The following is a 26,798-nucleotide window of genomic DNA, read 5'->3' on the forward strand; positions in this document are numbered from 1 at the left end:
CTAACGGCAACAAAAAGATCACGAGATACAAAACCGCAATCCAACTGTCGCTGAACTGAAATATTCCCCCGACACACTGCGCGCACTTTCTTTCAAAGTGTCGTCGTCGGGAGCGACTAGATGAGAACCTACAAGTGGATTATTGCGAGCGCCGTGGCGGTGGCTCTCGCGGGCTGTGGCTCGGATGAGATTTCATCGGCGGGCAGCAGCGGCAACATTACGATCAACAATCCTCCGGCGCAGAATCCCGATCCGGGGCCCAATCCCGATCCGGATCCGGGCAGCGGTGGCGTGCAGCCGGCGGCGGGTTGCCCGACGATCGCCAACCCCATTCCACTCACGAATTCCGGGACCATCGAAGGCCCGACCGGCACCTACCGAGTCTGTGACTTGCCGGCCCGTTTCACTGCGAGCTCGACGCTCCCTCGTGTTCCTGGCCTGCTGTATGCGCTTCACGATCGCGTCGACGTTGGCACCGACCTCGGTCCGACACCGACCGCTGGCGAAGCTTCGGTCACGCTGACGATCGAGCCGGGCGTGGTACTTTTCGGCAAAGCCGGTACGTCCTGGCTCGCCGTGAATCGCGGCAACAGGATTCAAGCGGTCGGCACCGCAGAGCAGCCGATCGTATTCACCAGCCGTGACAACGTCCTCGGCCTCGCGACCGACGACTCACAAGGTCAGTGGGGCGGCGTCGTGTTGATGGGCCGCGCACCGATCACCGATTGCCGCACCGGCACGCCGGGCGCTGTCGATTGCGATCGACAGACCGAAGGATCCGCCGCGCTCGCGTTGTACGGTGGCGCGACTCCGACGGACAGCAGCGGCAGGATGAGCTATGTGCAGATCCGCTATTCCGGATATGTGCTCGGCGCGAACTCCGAGTTGCAAGCGCTGACGCTCGAAGGCGTGGGCAGCGGCACGATCATCGATCACATCCAGATGCACAACAGCTCCGACGACGGCTTCGAGAACTTCGGCGGCCGCGTGCACATGCGTCACATCGTGGTGACGGGCGCGGATGACGACAGCATCGATCTGGACACGGGCTACAAGGGCACCATCCAGTACTTGATCGCGGTTCAGAAGACCTCGGGCGCGGCTGACTCGATCATCGAGCTCGATTCGACCAACGCGAACGAGAGCCAGACGCCGCGTACTCACATGAAGGTCGCGAACTTCACTTTCGTCCATCGCAATCCGGGCACGGCAAATACGGCTGCCATGCTGTTCCGTGGCGGCGCGGACGTGACCATGGTGAACGGCGTACTGACCAGCCCGATGGCGTGCCTGCGCTTGAACGGCGCGAATATTCTGGCGACCGACCCGGCTATCGATAAGGTCGGCCCGCCGGTGTTTCATTCCGTCGTGATGTCGTGCGGCACCACCCCGACCGTCGACGGTAGCGGTGTGACAGCGCAGCAGGCGTTGGATCTGTTCGCTGCCGGCACCAACAACAACACCACGTTCTCGCCGACGTTGACCGGCACGTTCATCAACGGTGCGAACGAGACGGCCGCGGTGGCGGTCAATCCGCAGACGATCGATCCGGAGTTCGACGCGCTCACCACGCCGTACATCGGTGCGGTCCGCGATGCCAACGACACCTGGTATGCGGGTTGGACTTGCAACTCGGCAACGGCCAGCTTCGGTAGCGCCAGCACGGCGTGCACCACGCTGCCCTCGCTCGCTCAGTAATGTAGCCAACGGTGTGCGGCGGGTTGCGATGACGAGTCGCGACCCGCCGCATTCAAGTTTTATAACTCTGAAAGCAGTCAGGTACTTATATGGCCAACCCGCGCACGTGGAGCATGTTGCTCGCCGCAACCGCGTTTTCCACTCAGGCCCTTGCTCAGGCGCCGGTCGAAGTCGATGGTTCTCAGCAGGCGGACGCGGCCGATGTGTCCGCGACGTCGGCGGCTTCCGAGCCCGTCGCACAGCAATCTGTCGATGTCGCCATGCCTGGCGGCATTCCTACCGTGACCGTAGTCGGTCGCCGCGAACGTGAAGTGCAGCGGGAAACGACTCAGGTCATCACCGTGCTTTCGAGCGAAGACATCGCTCGCACCGGTGAAGGCAACATCGCCGGCGCGCTCGGACGCGTCACCGGCTTGAGCGTGGTGGGCAGCGGCTTCGTGTACGTTCGCGGTCTCGGCGATCGTTACTCGCTCGCCCTGCTGAACGGCTCGCCGCTACCCAGCCCCGAGCCCATGCGCCGTGCCGTACCGCTCGATTTGTTTCCCACCGATGTGATCGCATCCTCGCTGGTGCAGAAGACGTACTCGCCGAACTTCCCTGGCGAGTTCGGTGGCGGCGTGATCAACCTGACGACGCTGGCGATCCCGACCCAGCCGTTTCTCGATGTGAATGTCGGTGTGAGCGGCGACACTGAAACGACTGGCCAGCTTGGCTACGACTACTACGGCAATAAATATGACTGGACGGGTTACGGCAATCGCGACACGCCAGCCGCGCTCCAGGCCTTCTTCAACAGCGGTCAACGCATCAGCCAGGGCGGGGTGGATACCGGCGAGATCGCCGGCCAGCTCGTCGGCCGCAACAACGGCCTGGTGCAGAAGATGGATGACACTGCGCCAAACTTCTCCGGAAACATCACTGCCGGCAACACATGGCAGCTGAGCGATTCGGAGCTTGGCCTGGTCGCCACGGCCGGCTTCAGCAACGGCTGGCGCACCCGCGATAACACGCAGCAGACGCCCGCCAGCGCCGACTTGTCTGTCATCGATAGGGATTTCCGGCAGGTCGCAACCGAGAATCGCGCCGTGGCCAATGCCATGATCGGCGTCGGCTACGAGTTCGGCGAAGGCAATACGCTGCGCTGGACCAACCTGTACATCCACGACACGCTGAAGCGCACCAGTCTCGCGGAAGGCAGGCAAAACAACTCCCGGCCGGGCGCCGACTTCAGCGATCAAAGCACCGCGCTGTACGAGCGCGAACTGCTGAGCACGCAGTTGACCGGCGGGTTCGGCTTTGGCGTGGTAAGGCTCAGCCCACGCGCTTCCTATTCCACTTCGAAGCGGGAAGCGCCCTACGAACTGGGCATCGGTTACGTGCGCACCAACCAGGCGACCAGCCCGTACGGCGAATACTTCATCAACCGTTTGGACAACGGCAACACCGGTTATGCCGACATCGCCTTCTCGGATCTGGATGAGGATCTGTGGTCGGCCGGCGTGGATCTTACCGCGCAAGTTCTGCCTCGCCTGACGGTTTCGGGCGGCGTGGACATCACCGACACGCAGCGCGACTCCACGCGACGCGAGTTTCAGATCGTCGCTCCGTCGACTTTGCCCAACTACATTGCGATGCTTCGACCGGATCTGCTGCTGAGCCGGACCATTATCGATGAGTACGATATCGGACTGATCGAGACCACCGAGACCGACCCGGCGTTCACCGCCAGTTTGCGCACCGAGGCGGCGTATGCGCAGTTGCAGGCGGAACTGATGGACGGGCTGGAGCTCAGTGCCGGCGCCCGCTACGAAAAAGGCGAGCAGGATGTGCGACCGCTGCAGGTGTTCACGACCGCCATCAACTCCGGCGCCGCCACCAGCATCGAGAACGACTATGTGCTGCCGGCCGCAACCCTGACCTACAAGTTCAACGATGACATGCAGCTGCGTTTCAACGCGTCGAAGACCATCGCGCGCCCGCAGTTCCGCGAGCTCATGTTCCAGTTGTACTTCGATCCCGAATACAACCGCTACTATCGCGGCAATCCGCTGCTGACGGACAGCGAGTTCTTCAATGGCGAGGTGCGCTACGAGTGGTACTTCGCTCCGGAGCAGCGTTTCTCGGTCGCCGGGTTCTACAAGACCATCGACGATCCTATCGAGGCGTTCACCGGCTTCACCGACAACACTCCGGAAACCAGCTTTGCCAATGCGCCCGAGGCTGAGCTGTACGGTGTGGAGTTCGAGGTGCAAAAGTATTTCCCGCTGGGTGACCTGTTCGCAAACGAGTTCCTCGGCTCGCGCCGCGCGGTTGTGATCGGCAACTACACTTTCACGGATTCCAAGATCAACGTGGAAGATGGAGACACGGTGCGTGTGTTCGGCGCGCTGGCGCAGCCGGCGAGCAATGTGTTCAGGGACGGCAGTCAGCTGACGGGTCAGTCGGACCATCTCGTCAATCTGCAGTTTGGGCTGGAGAGCCCGAGCCGCCTGTCGCAGCAGACCATCTTGCTGTCGTATGCGAGCGATCGCGTGACGAGCCGCGGCGCCACAGGCTTGCCGGACATCTACGAATCGCCCGGCCTGCGTGTGGATTTCGTGGCGCGCGAGGCGTTCACGCTGTTCGACACGGCCCTGGAAGGCAAGCTGGAGATTCGCAACATCTTCGGCCGCGACTACAAGGAGTTCCAGGAGCGGGGCCCGAACACGGTGTTCTACAACCGTTACGACGTCGGCACGACGTTCTCGGCGTCGCTGACGATGAGCTTCTGACGTCCTAGCCTGGGCGTAACGTTCGATACAGACGGGCGGTGGATTCTTCATCCACCGCCCGGTTTGTTCAAGGGCCTGCGCTCTCGTTCAGTTCGCGCGCAGTTTTCTTATGAACATAACGATGCGTGCGAACCTGCCTCCGGGTTGCGCTGGCAGCGGCTGCAAGAAAAAGGCGGCGACCCCTTTCGGTGTCGCCGCCCCTATCTCATCCGAAGCGGAGCTAGGCCGCGTTTGCCGCTTCCAATCGCTTCGCCACGCCTTTCAGCTCTTCACGTAACTGGCTCGGCACGCGGCTGCCGTACTCATCGAGATATTTGCTGATGGCGTCGACTTCCTGGCGCCAGGCGCCGGCGTCGATGGACAGCAGGGTCTCGAGGGTGGAGGGATCCATGTCGAGGCCGGAGATGTCGAGGTCCTGTTTGCGGGGCAGGAGGCCGATCGGGGTTTCGATGGCGGGCACCTTGCCTTCGCAGCGATCGGTGATCCAACGCAGCACGCGAAGGTTTTCGCCGAAGCCGGGCCACATGAAGCGACCATTGCGGTCCTGACGGAACCAGTTCACGTGGAAGATCTTCGGGAGCTTGCTCGCGTTGGCGCCGCTGCCGAGCTTGAGCCAGTGGCTCCAGTAGTCCGCGAAGTTGTAACCGGCGAACGGCTTCATGGCCATCGAGTCACGACGCACGACACCCATCTGGCCGACGGCAGCGGCGGTGGTCTCCGAAGCCATGCCCGCGCCGACCAGCACTCCGTGCGCCCAGTCGCGCGCTTCATAGACGAGCGGGGCGACTTCGCGACGACGGCCGCCGAACAGAATCGCGGAAATCGGCACGCCTTCCGGCGCATCGGCGAGCGTGGAATAAATCGGGTTCTGTTTCGCGGATACAGTGAAACGTGAATTCGGATGCGCCGCCGGACCATTGCCCGGCGTGTAGGGCTTGCCCTGCCAATCGAGCACGGGCGTGCCGTTCTCCAGACCCTCCCACCACGGCTGGTTGTCCGCCGTCAGCGCGACATTGGTGAAGATCGTGTCGCGCTGGATCATGTCGTAGGCATTGCAGTTGGTCTTGCGGTTCGTGCCCGGCACGACACCGAAGTAACCCGATTCGGGATTGATGGCGCGCAGCTGACCTTGTTCGTCGACATGCAGCCAGCTGATGTCGTCGCCCAGGGTCCAGATCTTCCAGCCCGGCATGGAAGCGGGCGGCACCAGCATCGCGAGATTGGTCTTGCCGCACGCCGACGGGAAGGCGGCGGCGACGTAATGAGTCCGGCCTTCGGGGCTCTGCAGGCCCATGAGCAGCATGTGCTCGGCGAGCCAGCCTTCTTCGCGCGCCTGCCAGCTGGCGATGCGCAGCGCATGGCACTTCTTGCCGAGCAGGGCGTTGCCGCCGTAGCCCGAGCCCACGCTCTTGATGGTGAGCTCTTCGGGGAAGTGCATGATGAAGCGGCGATCGGGATCCAGGTCGCCGATGGAGTGCAGGCCCTTCACGTATTTATCTTCGCGCTCGATGCGCGTCAGGGCAGCGTCGCCCATGCGGGTCATCAAGCGCATGTTCACTACGACATAGGGGCTGTCGGTGATCTCGACGCCGCAGCGGGCGAACGGGGAGTCGATCGGGCCCATGCAGTACGGGATCACATACATGGTCCGGCCGCGCATCGCGCCGGCGAACAGGCCATCGATCTTCCGGTGCGCCTCGGTGGGATCCATCCAGTGGTTGTTCGGACCCGCGTCTTCCTTGTTGCGCGTGCAGACGAAGGTCAGATGCTCCACGCGCGCCACGTCGGAAGGGTGCGAGCGGTGGAGGTAGCAATTGGGATGGGTGTCCTGGTTGAGCTTGATAAGATCGCCGCTCTTGAGCATCGCTTCGATGAGTGCGGTGTTCTCGGCATCCGACCCGTTGCACCAGTGAATCGATGCAGGCTGGGTCAGGCGGGCGACATCGTCCACCCAGCGTTTGAGCGATGCATTAGACGTGGTCATTACAGCGGCAACCTCACGGTTTCATGAAAACTCATAGATGTATTAGTGGTAGTGATTATACCCAGCACTTTCCGCGCTGCATGGACTGTCGCTTTTATTGACATCACCGGTCTGCATAGCCTGACAACATCTTGCGACAGAGATGCCAGAGTGTTGCGTAACTGAATGAAAGTCCTAGTTTTAGCCGCTTGTCTGATGACAACGTTCGCCACGGTGCTTGGGGCCACCGAGGCGGTCGAGTTGCGCACTCAGCTGGTCGCGGAGGTTCGCGAGACGGGCGGCACGCCGGAGCGTCCGACCTTTCGCATGGTCCCAGCGACCCGGCTGGCGCAGGGCCAGGTGGTCTACTACACGGTTCGAATTACCAACCCAACGCCGGTATTCGCCAATAAGGTCCAGGTGAGTCAGCTGATTCCTGCCAATACGACTTACGTGGTGGGTTCGGCCGGCGGACCGGGCGCGGACGTGGAGTTCTCGATCGACGGCGGTCAGAGCTTCGCGCGCGCCGAGGACCTGAAGCTTCCCGACGGCACGCGCGCTCCGCCGGAGCGCTATACCCACATTCGCTGGCAGCTGCGCAATCCGTTAGCTCCAGGAGCCACCGCGCTCGTGCGATTTCGCGCTACCTTCCACTGATGCAGGACTTCGAAGAGATCTTCGGCGCCGACGGACCGCTGGCGACAGCAATCCCCGGCTTCGCGACGCGCGATGAGCAGATCGCGATGGCCGAGCATGTATGGCAGGCGCTGCGGCAGCAGGGGCGGTTGATCGTCGAGGCGGGCACCGGCACGGGCAAGACCTTTGCGTATCTGGTGCCGGCGCTGTTGTCGGGACGGCGGGTCATCGTCTCGACCGGTACGCGCAATCTGCAGGATCAATTGTTCCATCGCGACTTGCCGACCGTTTCCGCGGCCATCGGCCGGCCGGTGCAGGTCGCGCTACTGAAAGGGCGAGCGAACTACCTTTGCCTGCATCGCCTCGATCTCGCCGAACATCAAGCCGCGGACCGCGGCCTGCGGCGCGAAGTCGCGGCGGCGCTCAGCCGGGTCAGAGCTTGGGCAAATGTCACAAAAGGAGGCGACATCTCCGAGCTGGCTCAGCTCGGCGAATCGGATCCGGTGTGGCCCTGGGTCACCTCGACGCGGGACAACTGTCTCGGCCCCGACTGTCCGGTGTTCGATCGTTGCCACGTTGTCAACGCACGTCGCAAGGCGCAGGGCGCCGACATCGTGGTGGTCAATCATCATTTGTTGATGGCCGACCTGGTGCTCAAGGAGGAAGGCTTCGGCGATCTGCTGCCCGGCGCGGACGCCATCATCATCGACGAAGCGCATCAGTTGCCGGAAGTCGCAGCGAACTTTCTCGGCTTCACCGTTTCCAGCCGCCAGCTGCAGTCCCTTGCGAAGGATCTCGCGAGCGAGTTGATGCTGAGCGGGCCACAGCAGTCCGTCTCCGCTGCCTTTTCGCAAACCATCGAAAGGCAGATCGTCGATCTGCAGGATTCGCTCGGGGCCAGGCGCGAGCGCTGTGAGTTCAAGGATTGGCCCTCGCTCACGTTCGAAGCGCTCGCCAACTTGCGCCATTCGCTCGACGATCTCACTCAGTCGCTGACGGAGGCCGCCAAGGACAGCACCGGCCTTGCGAATCTGCGCCGTCGCAGCGTCGAGCTGGCGAATCGCCTCGACTCGATGATGGAAGAAGAGTCTGAAAGCAGCGTGCCCAGCGTACGTTGGGCGCAAAGCACCAGCCGGGGCGCGGGGCAGGGCGTGTCGTTCCATCTCGTGCCGCTGGATGTGGCCGAGCAGCTTGGCAGCCTGGTGCAAGCTCACTCGGCGGCGTGGGTATGCACGTCCGCGACGCTTGCGATCGGCGAGAGCTTCGATCATTTCATGCAGCGAGTCGGCATGCGCGATGCGCGCACCGCGCGCTTTGGCAGCCCGTTCGATTATGAATCGCAGACGCTCATGTATCTGCCGAAGGCTCTGCCGCCACCGTCATCGCCACGGCATACAGCGAGCGTGATCGACGCCGCGATTCCCGTGTTGAAAGCAAGTGGCGGTCGCGCGTTTCTTCTGTTCACGAGTCATCGCGCATTGCGTGAAGCGGCTGACTTGTTACTTGCGCGGCTCGGACCGGCGTTGCCATTTCCGGTGCTGGTGCAAGGCGACGCGCCTCGCGAGGTGCTGCTCACCAAGTTCAGAGAGCGTGGCAACGCGGTCCTGTTGGGCACCAGCAGTTTCTGGGAAGGCGTCGATGTGAAAGGCGCGGCGCTCTCGGTGGTGATCATCGACAAGCTGCCGTTCGCGGCGCCCGACGATCCCGTGCTCAAGGCGCGCCTTGAGGCCATCGAACGTCGCGGCGGCAACGCATTCTTCGAAGAGCAGATTCCGCAGGCGGTGATCACGCTGAAACAGGGCGTCGGCCGCCTGATGCGCGATCCGAACGACTTCGGCGTGATCATGCTGTGTGATGAACGCGTGCGGAGCAAAGGCTACGGACGGATTTTCCTCGACAGTCTGCCGTCGATGCCGCGCACCGAGAACCTGGTGGATGTTCAGCAGTTCTTATATGAGAGGCTCAGCGCCATCGGCCTGGCGCCCGACCCCGATGCCATGAATCCAGCCGCGGCATTCGATTGGTAACCAGATTCTTCTCTGACCAGTCCCCAGTCAGTAGTCATCAGTCACTTCAATGATCCTTCTTGCCATCGATACTGCTACCGAACGCTGCTCCGTCGCTCTGCGCATTGACGGTCGAGTCATCGAGCGCGTGAGCGAACAGCCGCGCGGTCATGCCGATCTCGTGTTACCAATGGTGGAATCGGGGCTGCAGGAAGGGGGTGTCAAGCTCAGCGACTTGGATGGAATCGCCTATGGGCGCGGGCCCGGCGCATTCACCGGCGTGAGAATTGGGGTCGGAGTCGTGCAGGGGCTGGCGTTTGGCGCCGGCCTCAATACCGTCGGCATCTCCAATCTGGCGGCCGTCGCGCAACAGGTTGCGCAGCCTGGTGATCGAGTGCTGGTTTGCATGGATGCCCGGATGGAGCAGGTGTACTGGTCGAGCTTCGTTCGCGACCCCATCACGGGTTTGGTCACCTCACTCGCACCGGAGCGGGTGGATGCGCCCGATGCGGTGCCTGACGGTGATTACACTACGTTGGCGGGCACGGGCTTCAAAGCCTACGCCCACCTGCGATCACGTTTGGCCACCGCAGGCCGCGTCATTCATGAATCGACGCTACCGCGCGCGAGCGACATCGCTTTGCTCGCCGAAGCCGAGTTCCTCGCCGGTCGCGCGAAACCCGCCGCAGAAGCCGAACCCGTCTATGTCCGCGACCAGGTTGCCCACGTTAAAGCGACGTGAACTGAAGCGACGCGGGGGGGCGGGGTTCGCAGCTTTGTCATGTCCAGGCAAATTTTCGCTGACCACGTCATCGGACTGTAATACTTCGTTGCTGTAATGTGCTCCGTGGTCCATGTCTTTGAATTTGTGGCGTGAACCCGCAGCGTACGTGGTCATATTTGCGCAATTTACATGGCTAACAAGCAGATTCTGATCGTCGAGGACGAACGCCCCATCCGCGAGATGATTGCGTTCGGATTGCGACGTAACGGCTTCGAAGTGCGCGAAGCGGCCGACGTGGGCGCCGCCCGGGCCAGCATCGCCGACCAGCGACCGGACCTGGTGCTCATCGACTGGATGCTGCCCGACATGAGCGGGCTGGAGCTGACCCGCGCATTGAAGCGGGACAAGGACACGCAGGAAGTGCCGGTGATCATGCTCACTGCGCGCGCCGAGGAGCAGGACAAGGTGATGGGCCTCGATAGCGGCGCCGACGATTACGTCACCAAGCCGTTCTCGCCGCGCGAGCTCCTGGCGCGCATCAACGCCGTTCTGCGTCGGTCGACCAACGGCACGGGCGAGGAGATCATCGAAGCCGAAGGCCTGGTGCTGGACGCCGCCGGCCACCGCGTCACGGTGGGCGATCGCACGGTGCAGCTCGGCCCGACCGAATATAGGTTGCTGTCCTTCTTCATGACGCATGCGGAGCGGGTGTACAGTCGCGCCCAGCTCCTCGATCGCGTCTGGGGCGGCAATGTTTATGTGGAAGAACGAACGGTCGATGTGCACATCCGTCGCTTGCGCAAGGCGCTCGAAGCATTCAACTACGATCGATTCATTCAGACCGTGCGAGGCTCGGGCTACAGGTTCTCAACGCGCGCGGAGTAGCCGTTGAAGAAGGTATTCAGCACCTTCTCGCCGTCGGGCTGGCAATCGGTTTCGCGGCTCGGCATCGCGCTCATCGTCGCTCTTCTGATCGGTCTGATGGCCGGCCGCGTCGCCCTGGCGCTCGCCATCACGTTCGGCATCTATTCGCTGGTGCAGCTGTGGAACGTGCTGCGCCTGGAGTTCTGGCTGCGCCACCGCCGGGTCGAATCGCCGCCCGACATCAGCGGTGTGTGGGGAGAAGTGGTGACTATCATCAGCCGCATATATCGACGCAAGCAGTATCATCGGGCGCGCGTGACCGGCCTGCTGCGTGAGTTTCGACGCCTGACCACCGCGTTGCCGGAAGGCGCCGTGCTGCTCGGACCGGAGCATGAAATCCTCTGGTTCAATCGGCTCGCGGGCGAATGGTTACGACTGCGACGCAAGCGCGATGTGGGCATTCGCATCGAGAATCTGGTCCGTCATCCCGCCTTCGTAGAGTATCTGAAGACCGGCTATCCCACCGAAGGCGCGCTGGTGCAGGACCTGGAAAGCGATCGCTGGCTGGCCTTCAACATCGTGCGCACCGGCACGGCCGAGCGACAGCTGCTGATGGTTCGCGATGTGAGCGAGGAGCAGCAACTGCAGTCGATGCGCAAAGACTTCGTCGCCAATGCGTCGCACGAGTTGCGCTCGCCGCTGACCGTGATCAGCGGTTATCTCGACGCACTCGCGGATGACGACAACCTCGATCCCACCTGGAACACACCGGTGCTGGAGATGCGTCGCCAGGCCGAGCGCATGCGCACCATCATCAAGGATCTGCTCGAGCTGTCGAAGCTCGAATCGGGCGAGCACACGCAGGGCGAGCATCCGGTGGACATGGCCGGCATGCTGGCGCTGCTGCGCAAGGAGGTGATGGCGCTCGACCAGCATCCCCGTGATGTTCGTTTGCTGCTGGAGAGCGATGTGCTGCTGAAGGGAGTGGAGTCCGAGCTGCACTCGGTCGCGTCCAACCTGATCAGCAACGCGGTCAAGTACACGCCGCCCGAGGGCGAGATCGAGTTGCGCTGGTGGGTCGATGAAGCAGGCGCTCATCTGTCGGTGCGCGACACCGGCGTCGGCATCGCCGAAGAACATATCCCTCGTCTGACCGAACGTTTCTATCGGGTCGATCCGGGCCGGGCCCGCAGCATGGGCGGCTCGGGGCTGGGGTTGGCCATCGTCAAGCACGCCTTGCAAAGGCACGACGCCACGTTGCAGGTCCAGAGCAAAGAAGGGGTGGGCAGCACCTTCACCTGTCATTTTCCGCGCTCCCGGATCATCCCCCGAAGCGCCGGCGCACTGGCCACGGCCTGACTTGCAACATTTTCTTCATCCAGGTGTCATTTTCGAGCGTCTGAAAGCGCCGACTGCAACATAACTGTAATAACTCCTCCGTATAACGCTCCGGCGTGGGGACCCCCCGGGCCGCCGGAATCGTTTTCCCACGCAACGAACGGCCGTCGAACGGCCATCGAACGGAGAGAGCAGTCGTGAAGAATCTCGTCCTGGCAGTCGCCCTTGCGACTGTACTGTTTACCGTGTCGATGGGCGCCCGCGCCGCGAGCTCCAACGAGCTGGCCGAGATCCGCCAGCAGCTCGAGGCGCTCATCCAGCGGGTCGACAAGCTCGAGCAGGAAAACAACGCGCTGAAAGCCGAGAACGAGAATCTCAAGGCCACCGACGAGAAGCTGCAGGCGCAAAGCGAGTATCTGAAGGCCGAAGCGCGCGGCCTGCGTAAAGAAACCGCGCAGCAGGCGGTGGAGGTCGGCAAGGTGAAAGGCGCGGACTGGGCCAGCAAAGTCGCGATCACCGGCGACTTGCGCTATCGCTACGAAGCGATCAGCGATGAAACATTGAACAGCAGCGGCCTCCAGACCGCCGATCGTTATCGCGATCGCATCCGCGCGCGGCTGAATGCGACGGTGGAAGCGACTGACAGCATCACCCTCGGCATCGGCATGGCGACGGCGGAGAACGGGGATCCGCGTTCCTCGAATCAGTCGTTGAACGACGTGTTTTCGCGCAAGAGCCTGGATCTCGACCTGGCGTATTTCGATTGGGAATTCTCCCAGTGGGGTCATCTGATCGGCGGCAAGATGAAACAGCCGTTCGTCAAGCCCGGTCAGAGTCTGTTCTGGGACAACGACATCAATCCGGAAGGGCTGGCCGTCAATTTCAAGAGCGGCATGTGGTTCGGCACGGCCTACAACTACTGGATCAACGAAGAGAGCGGCCCGGAGAACACACGGACCGCGGACACCTTGCTTTACGGCTTGCAGATCGGCACGCGTCTGCCGCTAGGCGCGAGCAGCCTGATGCTCGCAGCTCATTACTACGATCTGAGCGCAGGGCAGGGACGCGCGCCGTTCTTCGCCGACAATCCTAACGGCAACTCGGTGACAGCCGACAACGAGCTGATCTACGACTATCAGGTCGTCAACCTCAGCGCCGAATACAGCGCCATGCTGGGCGAGCTGCCGATGCAGCTGTGGGCGGACGTGGCGCAGAACCAGGACCCGGACGAGCTGGACACGGCCTGGTCGGCCGGCGTGCTGTTTGGCAAGGCGTCCAACTATCGCACCTGGGAACTCGGCACCTTTTATCAGGTCATCGAGAAGGACGCTTTGTTCGCGCAGCTGATCGATTCGGACTTCGCGGCCGGTGTGTCGGACGCGGAGGGCTGGGTGCTGCGCGCCGGCTATGCGCCGGTGCGTAACTCGCTCATCAACGCGACTTACTTCCTCAACAAACGCAACGTCGACGCGCCCAACCGCGCCGGCCAGCGGGACGTCGATTACCAGCGTCTGCAGCTGGATTTCAGCGTGAAGTTCTAGTCGCGTACGTCGCCGCAAGCAGCCGTCCATGGAACGTCAGCCAGCCGCTACATCCGTGCAGCGGCGTTCGCGTGGTTCGAGGCGACGTCAAGTCGCCTCGAAAAGGCACCCACGCTCACCCTGCGCTTGCGGCCGGTTGCCGCGACGGGTATACAGCCCAGTGCCTCATCTATTGAGACTCGCATGGAAAAGTCCGATCTTTCTCATCATATTCTGAGTCGCTACAACGACGACCTGGAGCGAGTGCGCACCAACGTGCTGCAGATGGGCGGCTTCGTCGAGGAGCAGCTCAAACTGGCGGTGCAGGCGCTGGTTCAGGGCGACAGCCGGCTGGGCGAACAGGTGGCGCACGGCGATCAGAAAGTGAACGCCATGGAAGTGGCCATCGACGACGACTGCAGCCGCATCCTGGCCACGCGCAGCCCGGCAGCCTCCGACCTGCGGCTGATCGTCGCCGTGATCAAGACCATCACCGACCTCGAGCGCATCGGCGACGAGGCGGAGAAGATCGGCTACATCGGCTCACGCCTCGCGGCGGTGGAGCGTCCGGCAGACCGTTATAGAGAGATCAAGCATCTCGGTCGCCTGGTAGGCGACATGCTGCACGAAGCGCTGGACGCTTTCGCCCGGCTCGATCCAATCGGCGCCGTGGCCATCGCCAAGAAAGATCGTCTGATCGACGAGGAGTACGAGGCCATTCAGCGCCAGTGCATCACGTTCATGATGGAAGATCCGCGCACCATTCGTCGGGCGCTGGACGTGCTGTGGGTTGCGCGAGCTTTAGAGCGCATCGGCGATCACGCCAAGAACGTTTGCGAATACGTGGTCTACATGGTCCACGGCAAGGACATTCGCCATCTGTCCATGGAAGATGTCGAAAAGCATTTGCAGTCGCGTTCCTCGAAATCTCCCGAACCACCGCCTGCTCGCTGATCACCCATGCTGACCATGAATCGTCGCGCGGGCAATGCGCTGGGCTTCGTCGCATGCGCTGCGTTGATGGGCTACGCGCTGTACGCCGAGCACGTGCTTGGTCTGGCGCCGTGTCCGCTATGTATCTTTCAGCGCGTGGCCGTGATCGTGGTGGGCGTGTTGTTCCTGATCGCCGCGCTGCATAACCCGTCGGGCAAAGGCTCGATCGGCTACGGCGTGTTGATCGATCTGGCGGCGCTGATCGGCGTCGGCATTTCGGCGCGCCATATCTGGATCCAGGCGCAGCCGCCGGGAACGGTCGCGGCGTGTGGCGCGGACCTCGATTATCTGCTGGACATCCTGCCGGTGACCGAAGTCGTCAACAAAGTGCTGACCGGCTCGGGCGAGTGCGGCAAGGTCGATTGGACCTTGCTCGGCCTGTCGATGCCCTGGTGGGTATTGATTTCTCTGGCGCTGCTGAGCGCGTGGGCGGTGATCGTGAATATCGCCGCCCGGCCGAGATAATCTGTCCAGGGCTACTTCGCCAGTATCAACTCCATCACACGCTCATAGATTCCCGAGAGCGTGACGACATCGTCGACGCGCACGTTCTCGTTCACCTTGTGAATGCTCGCGTTGAGCACACCCAACTCGACCACCTGCGCGCCGGTCGGCGCGATGAAGCGGCCGTCCGAGGTGCCGCCGGTGGTGGACAGTTCCGGCGTGCGACCGACCTTTTCCTTGATCGACTGCACCACCGCCGCCGACAACGCGCCGGGCGCGGTGAAAAAGGGCAGGCCCGACACGAACCATTCCAGCGTGTAGTTGACCTTGTGCCGATTGAAGATTTCGGTGATGGTCGACTGCAGCTTCTCGACCGTCTGCTCGGTGGAGAAACGGATGTTGAAGCGCGCCTTCAGCTCGCCGGGAATCACGTTCGGCGCGCCGGTGCCGGCGGCGATGTTGGAGATCTGGAAGGTCGTCGGCTGGAAAAATTCGTTGCCCTTGTCCCAGGTGCGCGAAGCCAGCTCCGCGAGCGCAGGCGCCACGGCGTGCACCGGATTGTCCGCCAGGTGTGGGTAGGCGACGTGGCCCTGAATGCCGTGCACCGTCAGCTTGCCGGACAGCGAGCCACGCCGGCCGATCTTGATCACGTCGCCGAGCTTGTCGGTGCTGCTGGGCTCGCCGACCACGCAGTAGTCGATCTTTTCGTTGCGCGCTTCCAGCACTTCCATGACGCGTCGTGTGCCATCGACCGACGGGCCCTCTTCGTCGCTGGTCAACAGGAAGGCGAGGGTGCCCTTGTGATTGGGGTGCCGCGCGATGAAGCGCTCGGTGGCGGTCACCATCGCCGCCAGGCCGCTCTTCATGTCGGCCGCGCCGCGGCCGTACAGGATCCCGTCGCGGATCACCGGCTCGAACGGATCCGTCGCCCACTCCTCGCGCGGCCCGGTCGGGACCACGTCGGTGTGCCCGGCAAAGCACAGCAGCGGGCGCTCTTTGCCATGACAGGCCCACAGATTCTCCACCGGACCGAACGGCATGCGCTCGATGCGAAAGCCGACTGCCTCGAGCCGTTGCGCGATCAGTTGCAAACAGCCCTGATCTTCGGGGCTGACGGAGGGACGACGGATGAGTTCCTGAGTGAGCAGCAGCGTCGGGTCGTCGGCAGGGGTCGGCAAGGGCGTGAACTCCAGGCGAGAAGCGGCAGCGGGCGCGGTCTTATAGCCAGGGTTGACCCACCTCGCAAGTGCGTCCGCTAAGCCACTACGACCTGGCAACTCCGAATCGGGTTGGCGATGACTCGGCCCTGCAGGATTGGATTGGCGGTCCCGTCTCGGGGAGGGGTGTTAGGGGATGGGTCTTCCGCCCAAACGGGTGTGTTACGCCTTCATGACGACTCCGCGTCGAAATGTTGCTGGCTGTCATACGACTGTCATGGAAGCTCTTCAAACTGCTGCAAGTCGAATCGTCGGTCCTCCTCCGAAACGAGGTTCAAGTTGATGAAGTTGTGGCACAAGTTGAGCGCGTCCGTGCTCCTGACGGGCTTCGCGGTCGCCGCCGCCCCCCAGTTCTCGCACGCTCAGAGCGTCATCAAGATCGACGGCTCCAGCACCGTGTTCCCGATCGCCGAGGCGGTCGCCGAGGAATTCCAGATCTCCAAGAAAGGCAAGGTGCGCGTCACCGTCGGCATCGCCGGCACGGGCGGCGGTTTCAAGCGCTTCTGCCGTGGCGAGACCGATGTCTCCAACGCCTCGCGCCCCATCCTGAAAGAAGAGATGGAGGCCTGCGCCAAAGCCGGCATCAAGTACATGGAGCTGCCGGTGGCGTTCGACGCGCTCACCGTCGTGGTCAATCCCAAGAACACCTGGGTGAAGTCGCTGACCCCGGCGGACCTGAAAAAGATGTGGGAGCCGGCAGCGCAGGGCCGCGTGACCCAATGGAATCAGGTGCGCTCGGAATGGCCGGCGGAGCAGCTGATGCTGTTCGGCCCGGGCGCCGATTCGGGCACGTTCGATTATTTCTCCGAAGCCGTGAACGGCAAGGCCAAGGCCAGCCGCGGCGACTACACCGCCAGCGAAGACGACAACGTGCTGGTGCAGGGCGTGGAGAACAACAAGAACGCGCTCGGTTATTTCGGCTACGCGTACTACATCGCGCACAAGGACAAGATGCGCGCGGTGCCGATCGTGAACGCCAAGGGCAAGGCCGTGATGCCGAGCATCGAGGCGGTGAACGACGGCTCGTACGAGCCGCTGTCGCGCCCGCTCTTCATCTACGTGCGTGACACCGCCGCCACCCGCGCCGACCTCAAGGAGTTCATCGAGTTCTACCTGACCGAGGGCGCGGCCCTGGCCAAGGAAGTGGGCTACGTGCCGCTGCCGGAGCAGGCTTACAAAGTGGCGTTGAAGCACTTCAACGACCGCAAGCTGGGCACGGTGTTCGGCGGCGTGCCGGAGGTCGGCGTGACCATCGACAACCTGCTGGCGCGGGAAGGCAAGCTCTAAAATCAATCGGGTACGGGCCCCCGGTGAGGGGCCCGAATGTGAGCCCAAGTCTGGGCTAGCGGGCGCCATGCCACTACAATGGCGCCCTTTTCGCGGGCGCAGTGTTTATGGCGGCGACAAAATCCGAAGAGCTGATATCGCGCAGCGGCTTGCGTTATCGCAAGGTCCGCGACCGCATCATCGAGACTCTGCTGCTTGCATCCGCCCTGGTTGCCGTGTTCACCACGCTGGCCATCGTCGCCATCCTGCTGATCGAATCCGCCGCGTTCTTCGAGCATGTCTCGCTCAAGGAATTTCTCACCGACACCATGTGGACGCCGCTGTTCGCCGACGCCCATTACGGCATCTTGCCGCTGGTCGCGGGTACGCTCACCACCACCATGGTCGCGCTGTGCGTGGCGGTGCCGGTGGGCACAGCCATCGCGATTTATCTGAGCGAGTTCGCGTCGCATCGGCTACGCGAAACCGTGAAACCCATCCTGGAATTGCTGGGCGCGGTGCCGACGGTCGTGTACGGCTACTTCGCGCTGATGGCGGTGACGCCGCTGTTACAGAAGATCTTTCCCGAGCTGCCGGGCTTCAATATGTTGAGCGCGGGTCTGGTGATCGGACTCATGATCGTTCCATATGTCGCGTCGGTGAGCGAAGACGCGATGCGCGCCGTGCCGCGCTACATGCGCGAAGGCTCGTACGCGATGGGCGCGACGCGCTTGCAGACGGCGTTGCGCGTGGTCGTGCCGGGCGCGTTCTCCGGACTCGCCGCTGCTTTCATTCTCGGCATCTCGCGTGCGGTGGGTGAGACCATGGTGGTCGCCATCGCCGCTGGCATGCAGCCGAACTTCACTTTCGATCCCACCGAGCAGGCCGCCACCATCACAGCGTACATCGTGCAGGTGAGTCTCGGCGATCTGCCTCACGGCAGCATCGGTTATCAAAGTATCTTTGCCGCCGGTCTGGTGCTGATGTTGATCACTCTGTTCTTCAACGTGATCGGCTTCTCGCTGACGCGTCGATTCCGCGAGGCGTACTGATGTCGAGCATCCCTCACGGCAACGTGCCCGCGTATCTGAACCCGGACTCGATCCGTCGCGGCTTGTCGCGGCGGAAAACGCTGGATCAGGTGTTCGTGCTGGTCGGCCTGATCCTGATGCTGGCCTGTCTGGGCATCCTGGCGGTGCTGTTCCTGGATCTGGTGATCGACGGCTCGCAGCGCTTCGGCTGGGACTTCTTCACCAACTTCCCGTCACGTCGCGCCGAGCGCGCCGGCATCCTGGGCGCCTGGGTGGGCACGTCGCTGATCATGCTGGTGACGGCGTTCTGTGCGGTGCCGGTCGGCGTGGCCGCCGCGATTTATCTCGAAGAGTACGCGCCGAAGAACTGGTTCACCGCCATCATCGAGATCAACGTGACCAATCTCGCGGGCGTGCCTTCGATCGTCTACGGCCTGCTGGCGCTGGGCTTGTTCGTGTATCAGTTTGGCTTGGGGCAGAGCATTGCGGCGGCGGGTCTGACGCTCGCGTTGTTGATTCTGCCCATCGTGATCGTGGCCACGCGTGAGTCGATCCGCGCCGTGCCGAAGTCGATTCGAGAGGCGGCGTATGGTTTGGGCGCGACGCGTTGGGAAGTGACCAAGGATCATGTGCTGCCGTATTCGACCGGCGGCATTCTCACCGGCATGATCCTGGGCCTGTCGCGCGCCATCGGCGAGACCGCGCCCATCATCACCATCGGTGCGCTGAGCTTCATCGCGTTTCTGCCGAGCTCGCCGTTCACCAGCGAGTTTCCGTTTATTTCGTTTCAGTGGCTGAACGATCCGTTCACCGCCATGCCCATTCAGATGTTCAACTGGGTGTCGCGTCCCGACCAGGCCTTCCAGGCCAACGCGGCTGCGGCCGGCGCCATTCTGCTCGCCATGACGCTGCTCATGAACGCGGTGGCCATATGGATCCGCTACCGCTTCCGCAAAAAGATCAATTGGTGACCGCCATGGAAACCACTGCCAAACCAGGCACCGCGAAATCAGGCGGCGGCGCACCCATCCAGGAGACTGCCTTGCGTAACGAAGAACCTGCCCGCTCGAGCCAGTCGTCGGTGGGACCCGCGACGCCCCGGGTTGCCATCGCTGTGGACGACACGCGCCAGGCGCGCGCCATCACCAGCGTCAAAGCGCAGGTCGAGAACCTGAATTTCTACTACGGCCAGAATCGCGCGCTGAAGAACCTGTCGATTCCGATCGCGGACAAGCAGGTGACGGCGCTGATCGGCCCGTCGGGCTGCGGCAAGAGCACGTTCCTGCGATGTTTCAATCGCATGCACGACTTGCAGCCGGACACGCGTTACGAAGGCAGCATCACGCTGCATCCGGACAACCTCAATCTGGTCGGCTCGGGCATCGATCCGATCGAGGTGCGCATGCGCATCGGCATGGTGTTCCAGAAGCCGAACCCGTTTCCCAAAACCATTTTCGAGAATGTCGCTTACGGGCTGCGCCTGCGCGGCGTTCGCAGCCGGGCCACATTGGCTGAGGAAGTGGAGAAGGCGCTTCGCGGCGCCGCGCTGTGGGATGAAGTGAAGGATCGTTTGCAGGATTCGGCGCTGGCGTTGTCCGGCGGTCAGATGCAGCGTCTGTGTATTGCGCGTGCGCTGGCGACTAAGCCGGAAATTCTGTTGTTCGACGAGCCGACCTCGGCGCTCGATCCCATCGCCACTGCGAAGATCGAAGAGCTGATCTCGACCTTGCGCGACCAGGTCACGGTGCTGATCGTGACTCACAACATGCAGCAGGCCGCGCGCGTGTCCGACTACACCGCCTTCATGTACCTTGGCGAGCTCATCGAGTTCGACGAGGCCGCCAAGATCTTCACCAACCCGAGCAAGAAGGCGACCGAAGATTACATCACCGGCCGTTACGGCTGAGCTCGCGATGGCGCAGCTGCCCGATCCGGTCGAAGGCCACATCGCCAAGGCCTTCGACGCCGCGCTCTCCGATCTGCGGCTGCAAATCGTGAGCATGGGCGGGCTGGTGATCGATCAGGTGTCCGCTGCTGTTCGCGCGCTGCTCGATGGCGATGCGACGGTCGCTGAGCTCGTGTTGTCGCGAGAACATACCGTCAATGAATTGGAGCGGTTCGTCGATCGCGAAGCTTTTCAGTTGATCGCGCTTCATCAGCCCATGGCCAGCGATCTGCGAATGGCCAAGGCCGTCTCGCGCATCACCATCGAACTGGAGCGCGCTGGGGATGAAGCGAAGAAGATCGCGAAGTTCGCTGCTCGCCTGGCCACCGGCGAGCCCCAGGGCCCTGTGCTCGCTGTCTCACCTTACTTGCGCCATATGGCGGAGCTCACCAACGGCATGCTCCGCGACGCCGTCCGCTCGCTCGACGAGTCCGACGCTGAGATGGCGCGCGCGGTTCGCGCTCGCGATTCCGAGCTCGACCACGAATTCGCCGCCGCCCTGCGCCAGATCATGAGCCTCGCCATGCAAGACGCGCGTTTCCTCGGCGCCACCATCGACACCGTGTTCGCCCTCAAAGGCCTGGAACGCATCGGCGACCACGCCAAGAACATCGCCGAGCAAGTCGAATTCGTCGCCAGCGGCGAAGACGTGCGCCACAAGGCAAAACACGCCGAAGCCGGCACGCCCGAGAAATAGCTAGTCGCGCAGCAGCTCGTTCAGGCTGACCTTGGAGCGCGTCTGCGCATCGACGCGCTTGACGATCACGGCGCAATACAGGCCGCACCTGCCATTGGCGGAAGGCAGAGAACCAGCGACGACCACCGCGCCGGCAGGCACGCGGCCGTACGTGATCTCGTCACGCTCGCGATCGTAGATCTTGGTGCTGGCGCCGATGAACACGCCCATGGAAATCACCGCGCCTTCCTCGACGATCACGCCCTCGACGATCTCGGAGCGCGCGCCGATGAAGCAGTTGTCTTCGATGATGGTGGGATTGGCCTGCAGCGGCTCGAGCACGCCACCGATGCCGGCGCCACCGGACAGATGCACGTTCTTGCCAACCTGCGCACAGGAGCCGACCGTCGCCCAGGTGTCCACCATGGTGCCTTCGCCGACGAAGGCGCCGACGTTGACGTAGGAGGGCATGAGAATGGAGTTCGGCGACACGAACGCGCCGCGGCGGACGATGGCATGCGGCACGACGCGCACGCCTTCGGCGCGGAAGCGCGCCTCATCATAGTCGGAGTACTTCAGCGGCACCTTGTCGAAGAACTGTGTGAAGCCCGCTTCCATCGGCCGGTTGTCATACAGCCGGAACGACAGCAGCACGGCCTTCTTCAGCCACTGATTCACCACCCACTTGCCGTCGCGTTTCTCGGCGACCCGAGCTTTGCCGGTATCCAGCAGCGTCAGAGCCTGTTCGACCGCGCCGCGGACGTCGGTGGGTGCGTTCTTGGGATTGAATTCGGCGCGACGCTCGAAGGCGTCGTCAATGATGTTTGCTAGCTCGATCATGGCCGGAAGTGTAGCCGAAATGGACAAACGACACTGACGAAAGTCAGTGGTGCCATTATTTCCTTTGTTGGAAGAAATCGCGAATGCGCGTAGCCGCTTCGACGCACTCCGATACTTTGGCCACCAGCGAGATGCGGACGCGGCCGCTGCCCGGGTTGACCCCGTCCGAATTCGGGCGTGCGATGTAGCTGCCTGGCAACAACGTAATGTGTCGTCGCTCGAACAGCTGGCGAACGAAGCGCTCGTCGTTGTCGACTCGAGGCCACAGATAGAACGAGGCCTGCGGCATCTGCACCGGCATGACTTCACCGAGGATGGGCATCACCGCGGCGAACTTCTTCCGATACAAGTTGCGATTCTCCAGCACGTGCGCTTCGTCGTTCCACGCTGCGATGCTGGCGAACTGCGCCGGCGGCGGCATGGCCGAACCGTGGTAGGTGCGATAGAGCAGGAACGGCTTGAGCAGCTTCGCGTCGCCGGCGACGAAGCCCGAGCGCAGTCCAGGCACGCTGGAGCGCTTGGAAAGACTGTGGAACACGATGCAGCGCTCGTACGACGTGTTGCCAGCGGCGGCCGCTGCCTGGAGCAGGCCCGCGGGTGGCTGGGTCTCGTCGAAATAGATTTCGCTGTAACACTCGTCCGAGGCGATGACGAAGTCATATTGCTCGGCCAACTGCAACGCACGCCGCAGATACTCGATGCTCGCGACCGCGCCCGTGGGATTGCTGGGCGAGCACAGGAAGAGGACCTGGCAACGCTTCCACACCTCGGCCGGCACGCCGTCCAGATCGGGCAACGCCGAATGTTCGGCATCGTTCGGCATGAAATACGGCTCAGCGCCCGCCAGCAGCGCCGCGCCTTCATAGATTTGATAGAACGGATTCGGCATGACCAGCAGCGGCTGTTTGCTCGGGTCCGTCACCGCCTGCACGAATGCGAACAGCGCTTCGCGCGTGCCGTTGACCGGCAGCACCATCGTCTCTGGAGAAACTGAGCCCGCCGGCAACTTGAAGCGACGCGTCAGCCAATTCGCAATCGCCTCGCGCAGCTGAGGCAAGCCCGCGGTGAGCGGATAGCTGCCGAGGCCTTCCATGTTTTTGGTGAGGGCCTCGACCACCAGAGGCGGCGAGGGATGACGCGGCTCGCCGATGTACATCGCAATGTGAGAAAGATCGCTGGGCGGCTGTGCGCCGGCCAGCAGCGCCCGCAGCCGTTCGAAGGGATACGGCTGCAGCTTGTTCAGAGCGGGATTCATACGCGGCGGTCGAGTGTTTCGGTGATGTGTTGCGCCAGCCGTTGCTTGGCCTGCTCGCTGAGCGGGCCGCCGGCGTGATCGGTGATATAGAACACGTCTTCGGCGCGCTCGCCGACCGTCATGATCTTGGAGGTGTAGATGCGCACGTCCTCGGCCATGAACACCTTGGCGACTTGCGACAACAGACCTGGCCGATCGCCAGCGATGATTTCGACGATGGTGCGGCCGTTGACCGGATCCTCACTGAACGTCACCTGCGTCGCGGTCGTGAACATCCGCACCTGGCGCGGCGCGCGTCGTGTCACTGTGACCGCGACGTTATCGGGCTTCGACAGCGCATGCGACAGCTGCTGCTCGATGTCACGAATGCGCGCCTGATCGGTGATCTCGGCGCCGGTGTCTTCCAGCACGTGATACACATCGAGGCTGAAGCCGTCGGCGGTCGGCGTGATGCGCGCATCGACGATGTTCAAACCCAACTGATCGAGCAGGGCAGTGGTGCGTGCGAAGCTGTGCTGAGTCTGCGGCGTGTAAGTAGAAACGCCCGTACCGCCGCGCCCCGACAACTGCTGAACGGACACGAGCGACGTCGTGTCGTCGCTGTCGCGCTCCGACAGCATCTTCGTATGCCATGCGATTTCTTCGGGCGTGTGCCGCAAGAAGTAATCGACGGTGAAGCGCTGCCACACCGACTGGCGCAGGATCTCGCCAACCCCGGCCCGCGTCGTTAGCTCTTTCGCGCGCGACTGCGTCTCGGCGATCAGCTCGTCCTTGTCGAGCGGACTTTCCAGACCGCGCCGCAGGGCCTGACGCGTGCGCTCGTAGAACTCCGCGAATAACGACTGTTTCCAGTTGTTCCAGAGCTTCGGATTGGTGCCGCGGACGTCCGCGACCGTCAGCACGTACAGGTAATCGAGGTGCGTCTGATCGCCCACGTGCTTGGCGAATTCGTTGACGACCTTGGGATCGGAAATGTCTTTTTTCTGCGCCGTGACCGACAGCACCAGGTGATTGCGCACCAACCACGCGACCAGGCGTGCGTCGTAACGCGACAGGCCCTGTTCGAGACAGAAAGCTTCGGCGTCCACCGAGCCGAGCTCGGAATGATCGCCGCCGCGACCCTTGGCGATGTCGTGGAAGATGGCGGCCAGATACGCCAGCTCCGGCTTGGGCAGCGACTGCATGATGCGCGACAACGCCGGAAACTCGTGGTCGTACTTCGGAATGGCGAAGCGGCGCAGGTTGCTAACCACGAACAGCGTATGCGCATCCACCGTGTACGCATGAAACAAATCGTATTGCATGCGGCCGACGATGCGGCCGAATGCCGGAATGTAGCGACCCAGCACGCCATACAGGTTCATGCGACGCAGCTCGTGCGTCACGCCGACCGGCGCGCTCAGGATCTCGAAGAACAGTCGATGGTTGCGGGGATGCTGGCGGAACTCTTCGTCGATCAGCCACAGATGCCGCGTGAGCTGCCGGATGGTCGACGCACGCACGCCACGGATCTTGTCGGCGTTCTGTTCGATGATGACGAACAGTTCCAGCATGGCCGAAGGGTAGCGATCGAACACGTCCTCGTTGGTGACCTCGAGGAAATCGTTCCTGATCTGGAAGCGCGCATTCACCGGCACCGGCGGCTCGTTCGAATCGGTGATGGCCTCGCGAAACAGCTGCAACAGCATTTCGTTCAGCAGGCTCACGTCCATGGCCGTGCGATAGTAGCGCTGCATGAACTGCTCGACGGCGAGGGTGTAGGTCGCATCCTCGTAGCCGAACATCTTGGCGAGCCGGATCTGATGATCGAACAGCAGGCGATCTTCACGTCGCGCGGTCAACACGTGCAGAGCGAAGCGGATCTTCCACAGAAACGATTGAGCGCTTTTCAGCTTGCGCAGCTCGCTGCGGGTGAGAAAGCCATGTTCGACCAGTTGATCGAGCGACTCGGCGCCAAAGTGGCGCTTGGCCACCCAGCCGATGGTCTGGATGTCGCGCAGCCCGCCCGGGCTCGATTTCACGTTCGGTTCGAGGTTGTAGGCGGTGTCGTGATAACGGTGATGACGCGCGGTCTGCTCGTTGACCTTGGCTTCGAAAAAATCGCGAGTCGGCCACACGCGCTCGGGGGCGAGGGCGCGACGCATCGCTTCGAACAACTGCTCCGGGCCTTGCAACAGGCGCGCTTCGATCATGGTGGTGGCGACGCTCACGTCGGCCGCGCTCTCGCGCTGGCAATCGTCGATGGTGCGCACGCTGTGGCCGACTTCCAGGCCGATGTCCCACATGAAGGTGAGAAACTTCTCCAGCGAGCCCTGCCACGGAGCGGATTCGCTCTTGGGCAGCAGGATCATGATGTCGATGTCGGAGCAGAGATTGAGTTCGCCGCGGCCGTAACCGCCGACTGCGATCAACGCCACTTCGCGGACGTGTTCGCCAACGTGCATCGACCACGCGGTTTTCAACAATGAGTCGACCAGGCGCGCACGGTCGCGCACCAGTTGCTCGACCGGCTCGTCGTCGAGGAAGCGCTGCTTGAGGCGGTTGTCGCCTTCGCTCAGAGCATTGCGAAAGGTGGTGATATCGCGCGGCTGCGCACCCAGAGAAGCCTGGAGCGTGCCGAGATAGTCCCACGAGGGATCGCTCGCCTGCGTGGAGGCGAGTTCGTCCAGGTCATCGGGCGTGACGACAGGCATGGGCGCCAGCTACCAACCAGAAGAGGTCGCTATGATACTCAGCGCCGGATGCTCAGCGCTGAGCTGCGCCGAGCGTGAGCACTTCGTAGCCGGTGTCAGTCACTAGAACCGTGTGTTCCCACTGTGCGGACAACGAGTGATCCTTGGTGATGACGGTCCAGCCGTCGGGCAACAGCCGCACATGGCGCTTGCCGACGTTCACCATCGGCTCGACCGTGAAGGTCATGCCGGGGACCAGCTCCACGCCGCGGCCTCGCTCGCCATAATGCAGCACCTGGGGATCTTCATGGAAGATTCGACCGATGCCGTGTCCGCAATATTCGCGCACGATCGACAGGTGCTGAGGCTCGACGAACGCCTGAATGGCTGCACCAAGATCGCCCAGACGCGCGCCCGGACGAATCTGGCGGATGCCGGTCCACATCGCCTCGTGAGTGATATCGATCAGCCGCTGCGCGGCCGGCGCGATCTTGCCCACCGCGAACATGCGGCTGGTGTCGCCATGCCAGCCGTCCTTGATGACGGTGATGTCGATATTGATGATGTCGCCTTGCTTGAGGCGCTTGTCCGGGCTCGGGATGCCGTGGCAGACCACGTGATTCACCGATGTGCAGATTGACTTGGGAAAACCGCGATAGTTGAGCGGCGCCGGGATCGCCTTCTGCACGTTCACGATGTAGTCGTGACAGCGGACGTTGAGCTCCTCGGTGGTCACGCCAGGCACCACATAGGGCCCGATCATGTCGAGCACGTCGGCCGCGAGGCGCCCCGCGACGCGCATGGCTTCCTGTTCGGCGGGATTTTTGATCGTCACCTGCATGGAGTGTGGGGCGGAGGTCAGGGCGGCCGAGCCGGGTTCAGAGTCGGCGCCCGTGGCGCGCCGGTGCAGAGATTGCAACAGCCCACGCATCATGAGGT

Annotated in this window: 20 protein-coding genes and 1 pseudogene; 15 read left to right on the forward strand and 6 right to left on the reverse strand. The window is 62.7% G+C overall.

The window, feature by feature from the left end:
• The first annotated feature begins 120 nt into the window (after positions 1-120).
• Together JM946_RS09790 and JM946_RS09795 are read left to right on the forward strand one after the other, a co-directional pair.
• On the forward strand, positions 121-1,698 hold the full coding sequence (locus JM946_RS09790) for a hypothetical protein (protein ID WP_203167109.1): 1,578 nt from the start codon (positions 121-123) through the stop codon (positions 1,696-1,698).
• A gap of 89 nt (positions 1,699-1,787) precedes the next feature.
• Positions 1,788-4,469, forward strand: a complete 2,682-nt coding sequence (locus tag JM946_RS09795; protein WP_203167110.1) for a TonB-dependent receptor domain-containing protein — start codon at positions 1,788-1,790, stop codon at positions 4,467-4,469.
• A 220-nt stretch (positions 4,470-4,689) separates the two neighbouring features.
• On the opposite strand, the pseudogene JM946_RS09800 reads toward JM946_RS09795, so the two are convergent.
• Positions 4,690-6,459: pseudogene (locus JM946_RS09800) on the reverse strand (phosphoenolpyruvate carboxykinase (GTP)); the annotation flags it as partial.
• A 189-nt stretch (positions 6,460-6,648) separates the two neighbouring features.
• On the opposite strand from JM946_RS09800, the gene JM946_RS09805 reads away from it, so the two are divergent.
• The 8 genes from JM946_RS09805 to JM946_RS09840 all read left to right on the forward strand — a co-directional run bounded on the left by JM946_RS09805 (position 6,649) and on the right by JM946_RS09840 (position 14,978).
• Positions 6,649-7,089, forward strand: coding sequence for a DUF11 domain-containing protein (locus tag JM946_RS09805; RefSeq protein WP_203167112.1), 441 nt, complete (start codon positions 6,649-6,651; stop codon positions 7,087-7,089).
• Entirely contained in the window at positions 7,089-9,095 is a 2,007-nt protein-coding gene (locus JM946_RS09810) for an ATP-dependent DNA helicase (protein ID WP_203167113.1), read from the forward strand. Before JM946_RS09805 ends, JM946_RS09810 begins: the two co-directional genes overlap by 1 nt.
• A gap of 49 nt (positions 9,096-9,144) precedes the next feature.
• Positions 9,145-9,816: a tRNA (adenosine(37)-N6)-threonylcarbamoyltransferase complex dimerization subunit type 1 TsaB gene (tsaB, locus tag JM946_RS09815; protein ID WP_203167114.1), complete on the forward strand. Its 672-nt coding sequence runs from the start codon at positions 9,145-9,147 to the stop codon at positions 9,814-9,816.
• A 171-nt stretch (positions 9,817-9,987) separates the two neighbouring features.
• Positions 9,988-10,683 carry a phosphate regulon transcriptional regulator PhoB gene (gene phoB / locus JM946_RS09820; protein WP_203167115.1) on the forward strand — a complete coding sequence of 232 codons (696 nt, stop codon included), beginning with the start codon at positions 9,988-9,990 and terminating at the stop codon, positions 10,681-10,683.
• 3 nt (positions 10,684-10,686) lie between these two features.
• On the forward strand, positions 10,687-12,021 hold the full coding sequence (phoR, locus tag JM946_RS09825) for a phosphate regulon sensor histidine kinase PhoR (RefSeq protein ID WP_203167116.1): 1,335 nt from the start codon (positions 10,687-10,689) through the stop codon (positions 12,019-12,021).
• 176 nt (positions 12,022-12,197) lie between these two features.
• The gene (locus JM946_RS09830; RefSeq protein WP_203167117.1) at positions 12,198-13,541 is read left to right on the forward strand and encodes a putative porin; all 1,344 of its coding nucleotides are present in this window, start codon (positions 12,198-12,200) and stop codon (positions 13,539-13,541) included.
• Positions 13,542-13,724: 183 nt separating this feature from the next.
• The gene (gene phoU / locus JM946_RS09835) at positions 13,725-14,474 is read left to right on the forward strand and encodes a phosphate signaling complex protein PhoU (RefSeq protein WP_203167118.1); all 750 of its coding nucleotides are present in this window, start codon (positions 13,725-13,727) and stop codon (positions 14,472-14,474) included.
• Between the two features lie 15 nt (positions 14,475-14,489).
• Positions 14,490-14,978, forward strand: a complete 489-nt coding sequence (locus tag JM946_RS09840) for a disulfide bond formation protein B (protein ID WP_203167877.1) — start codon at positions 14,490-14,492, stop codon at positions 14,976-14,978.
• Positions 14,979-14,989: 11 nt separating this feature from the next.
• Here the strand turns inward: JM946_RS09840 and dapE are convergent, their stop codons facing one another.
• Positions 14,990-16,135 (reverse strand): succinyl-diaminopimelate desuccinylase, encoded by a 1,146-nt coding sequence (gene dapE, locus JM946_RS09845; RefSeq protein ID WP_203167119.1) that lies wholly within the window; start codon positions 16,133-16,135, stop codon positions 14,990-14,992.
• A 321-nt stretch (positions 16,136-16,456) separates the two neighbouring features.
• On the opposite strand from dapE, the gene JM946_RS09850 reads away from it, so the two are divergent.
• The 5 genes from JM946_RS09850 (at position 16,457) to phoU (JM946_RS09870) (ending at position 21,113) form a co-directional block, all read left to right on the forward strand.
• Positions 16,457-17,461 carry a PstS family phosphate ABC transporter substrate-binding protein gene (locus JM946_RS09850; RefSeq protein WP_203167120.1) on the forward strand — a complete coding sequence of 335 codons (1,005 nt, stop codon included), beginning with the start codon at positions 16,457-16,459 and terminating at the stop codon, positions 17,459-17,461.
• A 107-nt stretch (positions 17,462-17,568) separates the two neighbouring features.
• The gene (gene pstC / locus JM946_RS09855) at positions 17,569-18,492 is read left to right on the forward strand and encodes a phosphate ABC transporter permease subunit PstC (protein WP_203167121.1); all 924 of its coding nucleotides are present in this window, start codon (positions 17,569-17,571) and stop codon (positions 18,490-18,492) included.
• Positions 18,492-19,442, forward strand: a complete 951-nt coding sequence (pstA, locus tag JM946_RS09860) for a phosphate ABC transporter permease PstA (protein ID WP_203167122.1) — start codon at positions 18,492-18,494, stop codon at positions 19,440-19,442. The genes pstC and pstA overlap by 1 nt, the downstream gene beginning before the upstream one ends.
• Before the next feature lie 5 nt (positions 19,443-19,447).
• Positions 19,448-20,377 (forward strand): phosphate ABC transporter ATP-binding protein PstB, encoded by a 930-nt coding sequence (pstB, locus tag JM946_RS09865; protein WP_203167123.1) that lies wholly within the window; start codon positions 19,448-19,450, stop codon positions 20,375-20,377.
• Between the two features lie 7 nt (positions 20,378-20,384).
• Positions 20,385-21,113, forward strand: a complete 729-nt coding sequence (gene phoU, locus JM946_RS09870; RefSeq protein WP_203167124.1) for a phosphate signaling complex protein PhoU — start codon at positions 20,385-20,387, stop codon at positions 21,111-21,113.
• On the opposite strand, the gene dapD is transcribed toward phoU (JM946_RS09870), so the two are convergent.
• The 4 genes from dapD to map are packed head-to-tail and all read right to left on the reverse strand — an operon-like array spanning position 21,114 to position 26,700.
• Entirely contained in the window at positions 21,114-21,932 is an 819-nt protein-coding gene (gene dapD / locus JM946_RS09875) for a 2,3,4,5-tetrahydropyridine-2,6-dicarboxylate N-succinyltransferase (protein ID WP_203167125.1), read from the reverse strand.
• 55 nt (positions 21,933-21,987) lie between these two features.
• Positions 21,988-23,187: a succinyldiaminopimelate transaminase gene (dapC, locus tag JM946_RS09880; RefSeq protein ID WP_203167126.1), complete on the reverse strand. Its 1,200-nt coding sequence runs from the start codon at positions 23,185-23,187 to the stop codon at positions 21,988-21,990.
• Complete coding sequence (gene glnD, locus JM946_RS09885) at positions 23,184-25,880, reverse strand: [protein-PII] uridylyltransferase (protein WP_203167127.1); 2,697 nt, start codon at positions 25,878-25,880, stop codon at positions 23,184-23,186. The genes dapC and glnD overlap by 4 nt, the downstream gene beginning before the upstream one ends.
• Before the next feature lie 52 nt (positions 25,881-25,932).
• Positions 25,933-26,700: a type I methionyl aminopeptidase gene (map, locus tag JM946_RS09890; protein ID WP_203167878.1), complete on the reverse strand. Its 768-nt coding sequence runs from the start codon at positions 26,698-26,700 to the stop codon at positions 25,933-25,935.
• Between the last annotated feature and the right edge of the window lie 98 nt (positions 26,701-26,798).

This window comes from Steroidobacter gossypii (assembly GCF_016801985.1).
GTDB lineage: Bacteria > Pseudomonadota > Gammaproteobacteria > Steroidobacterales > Steroidobacteraceae > Steroidobacter > Steroidobacter gossypii.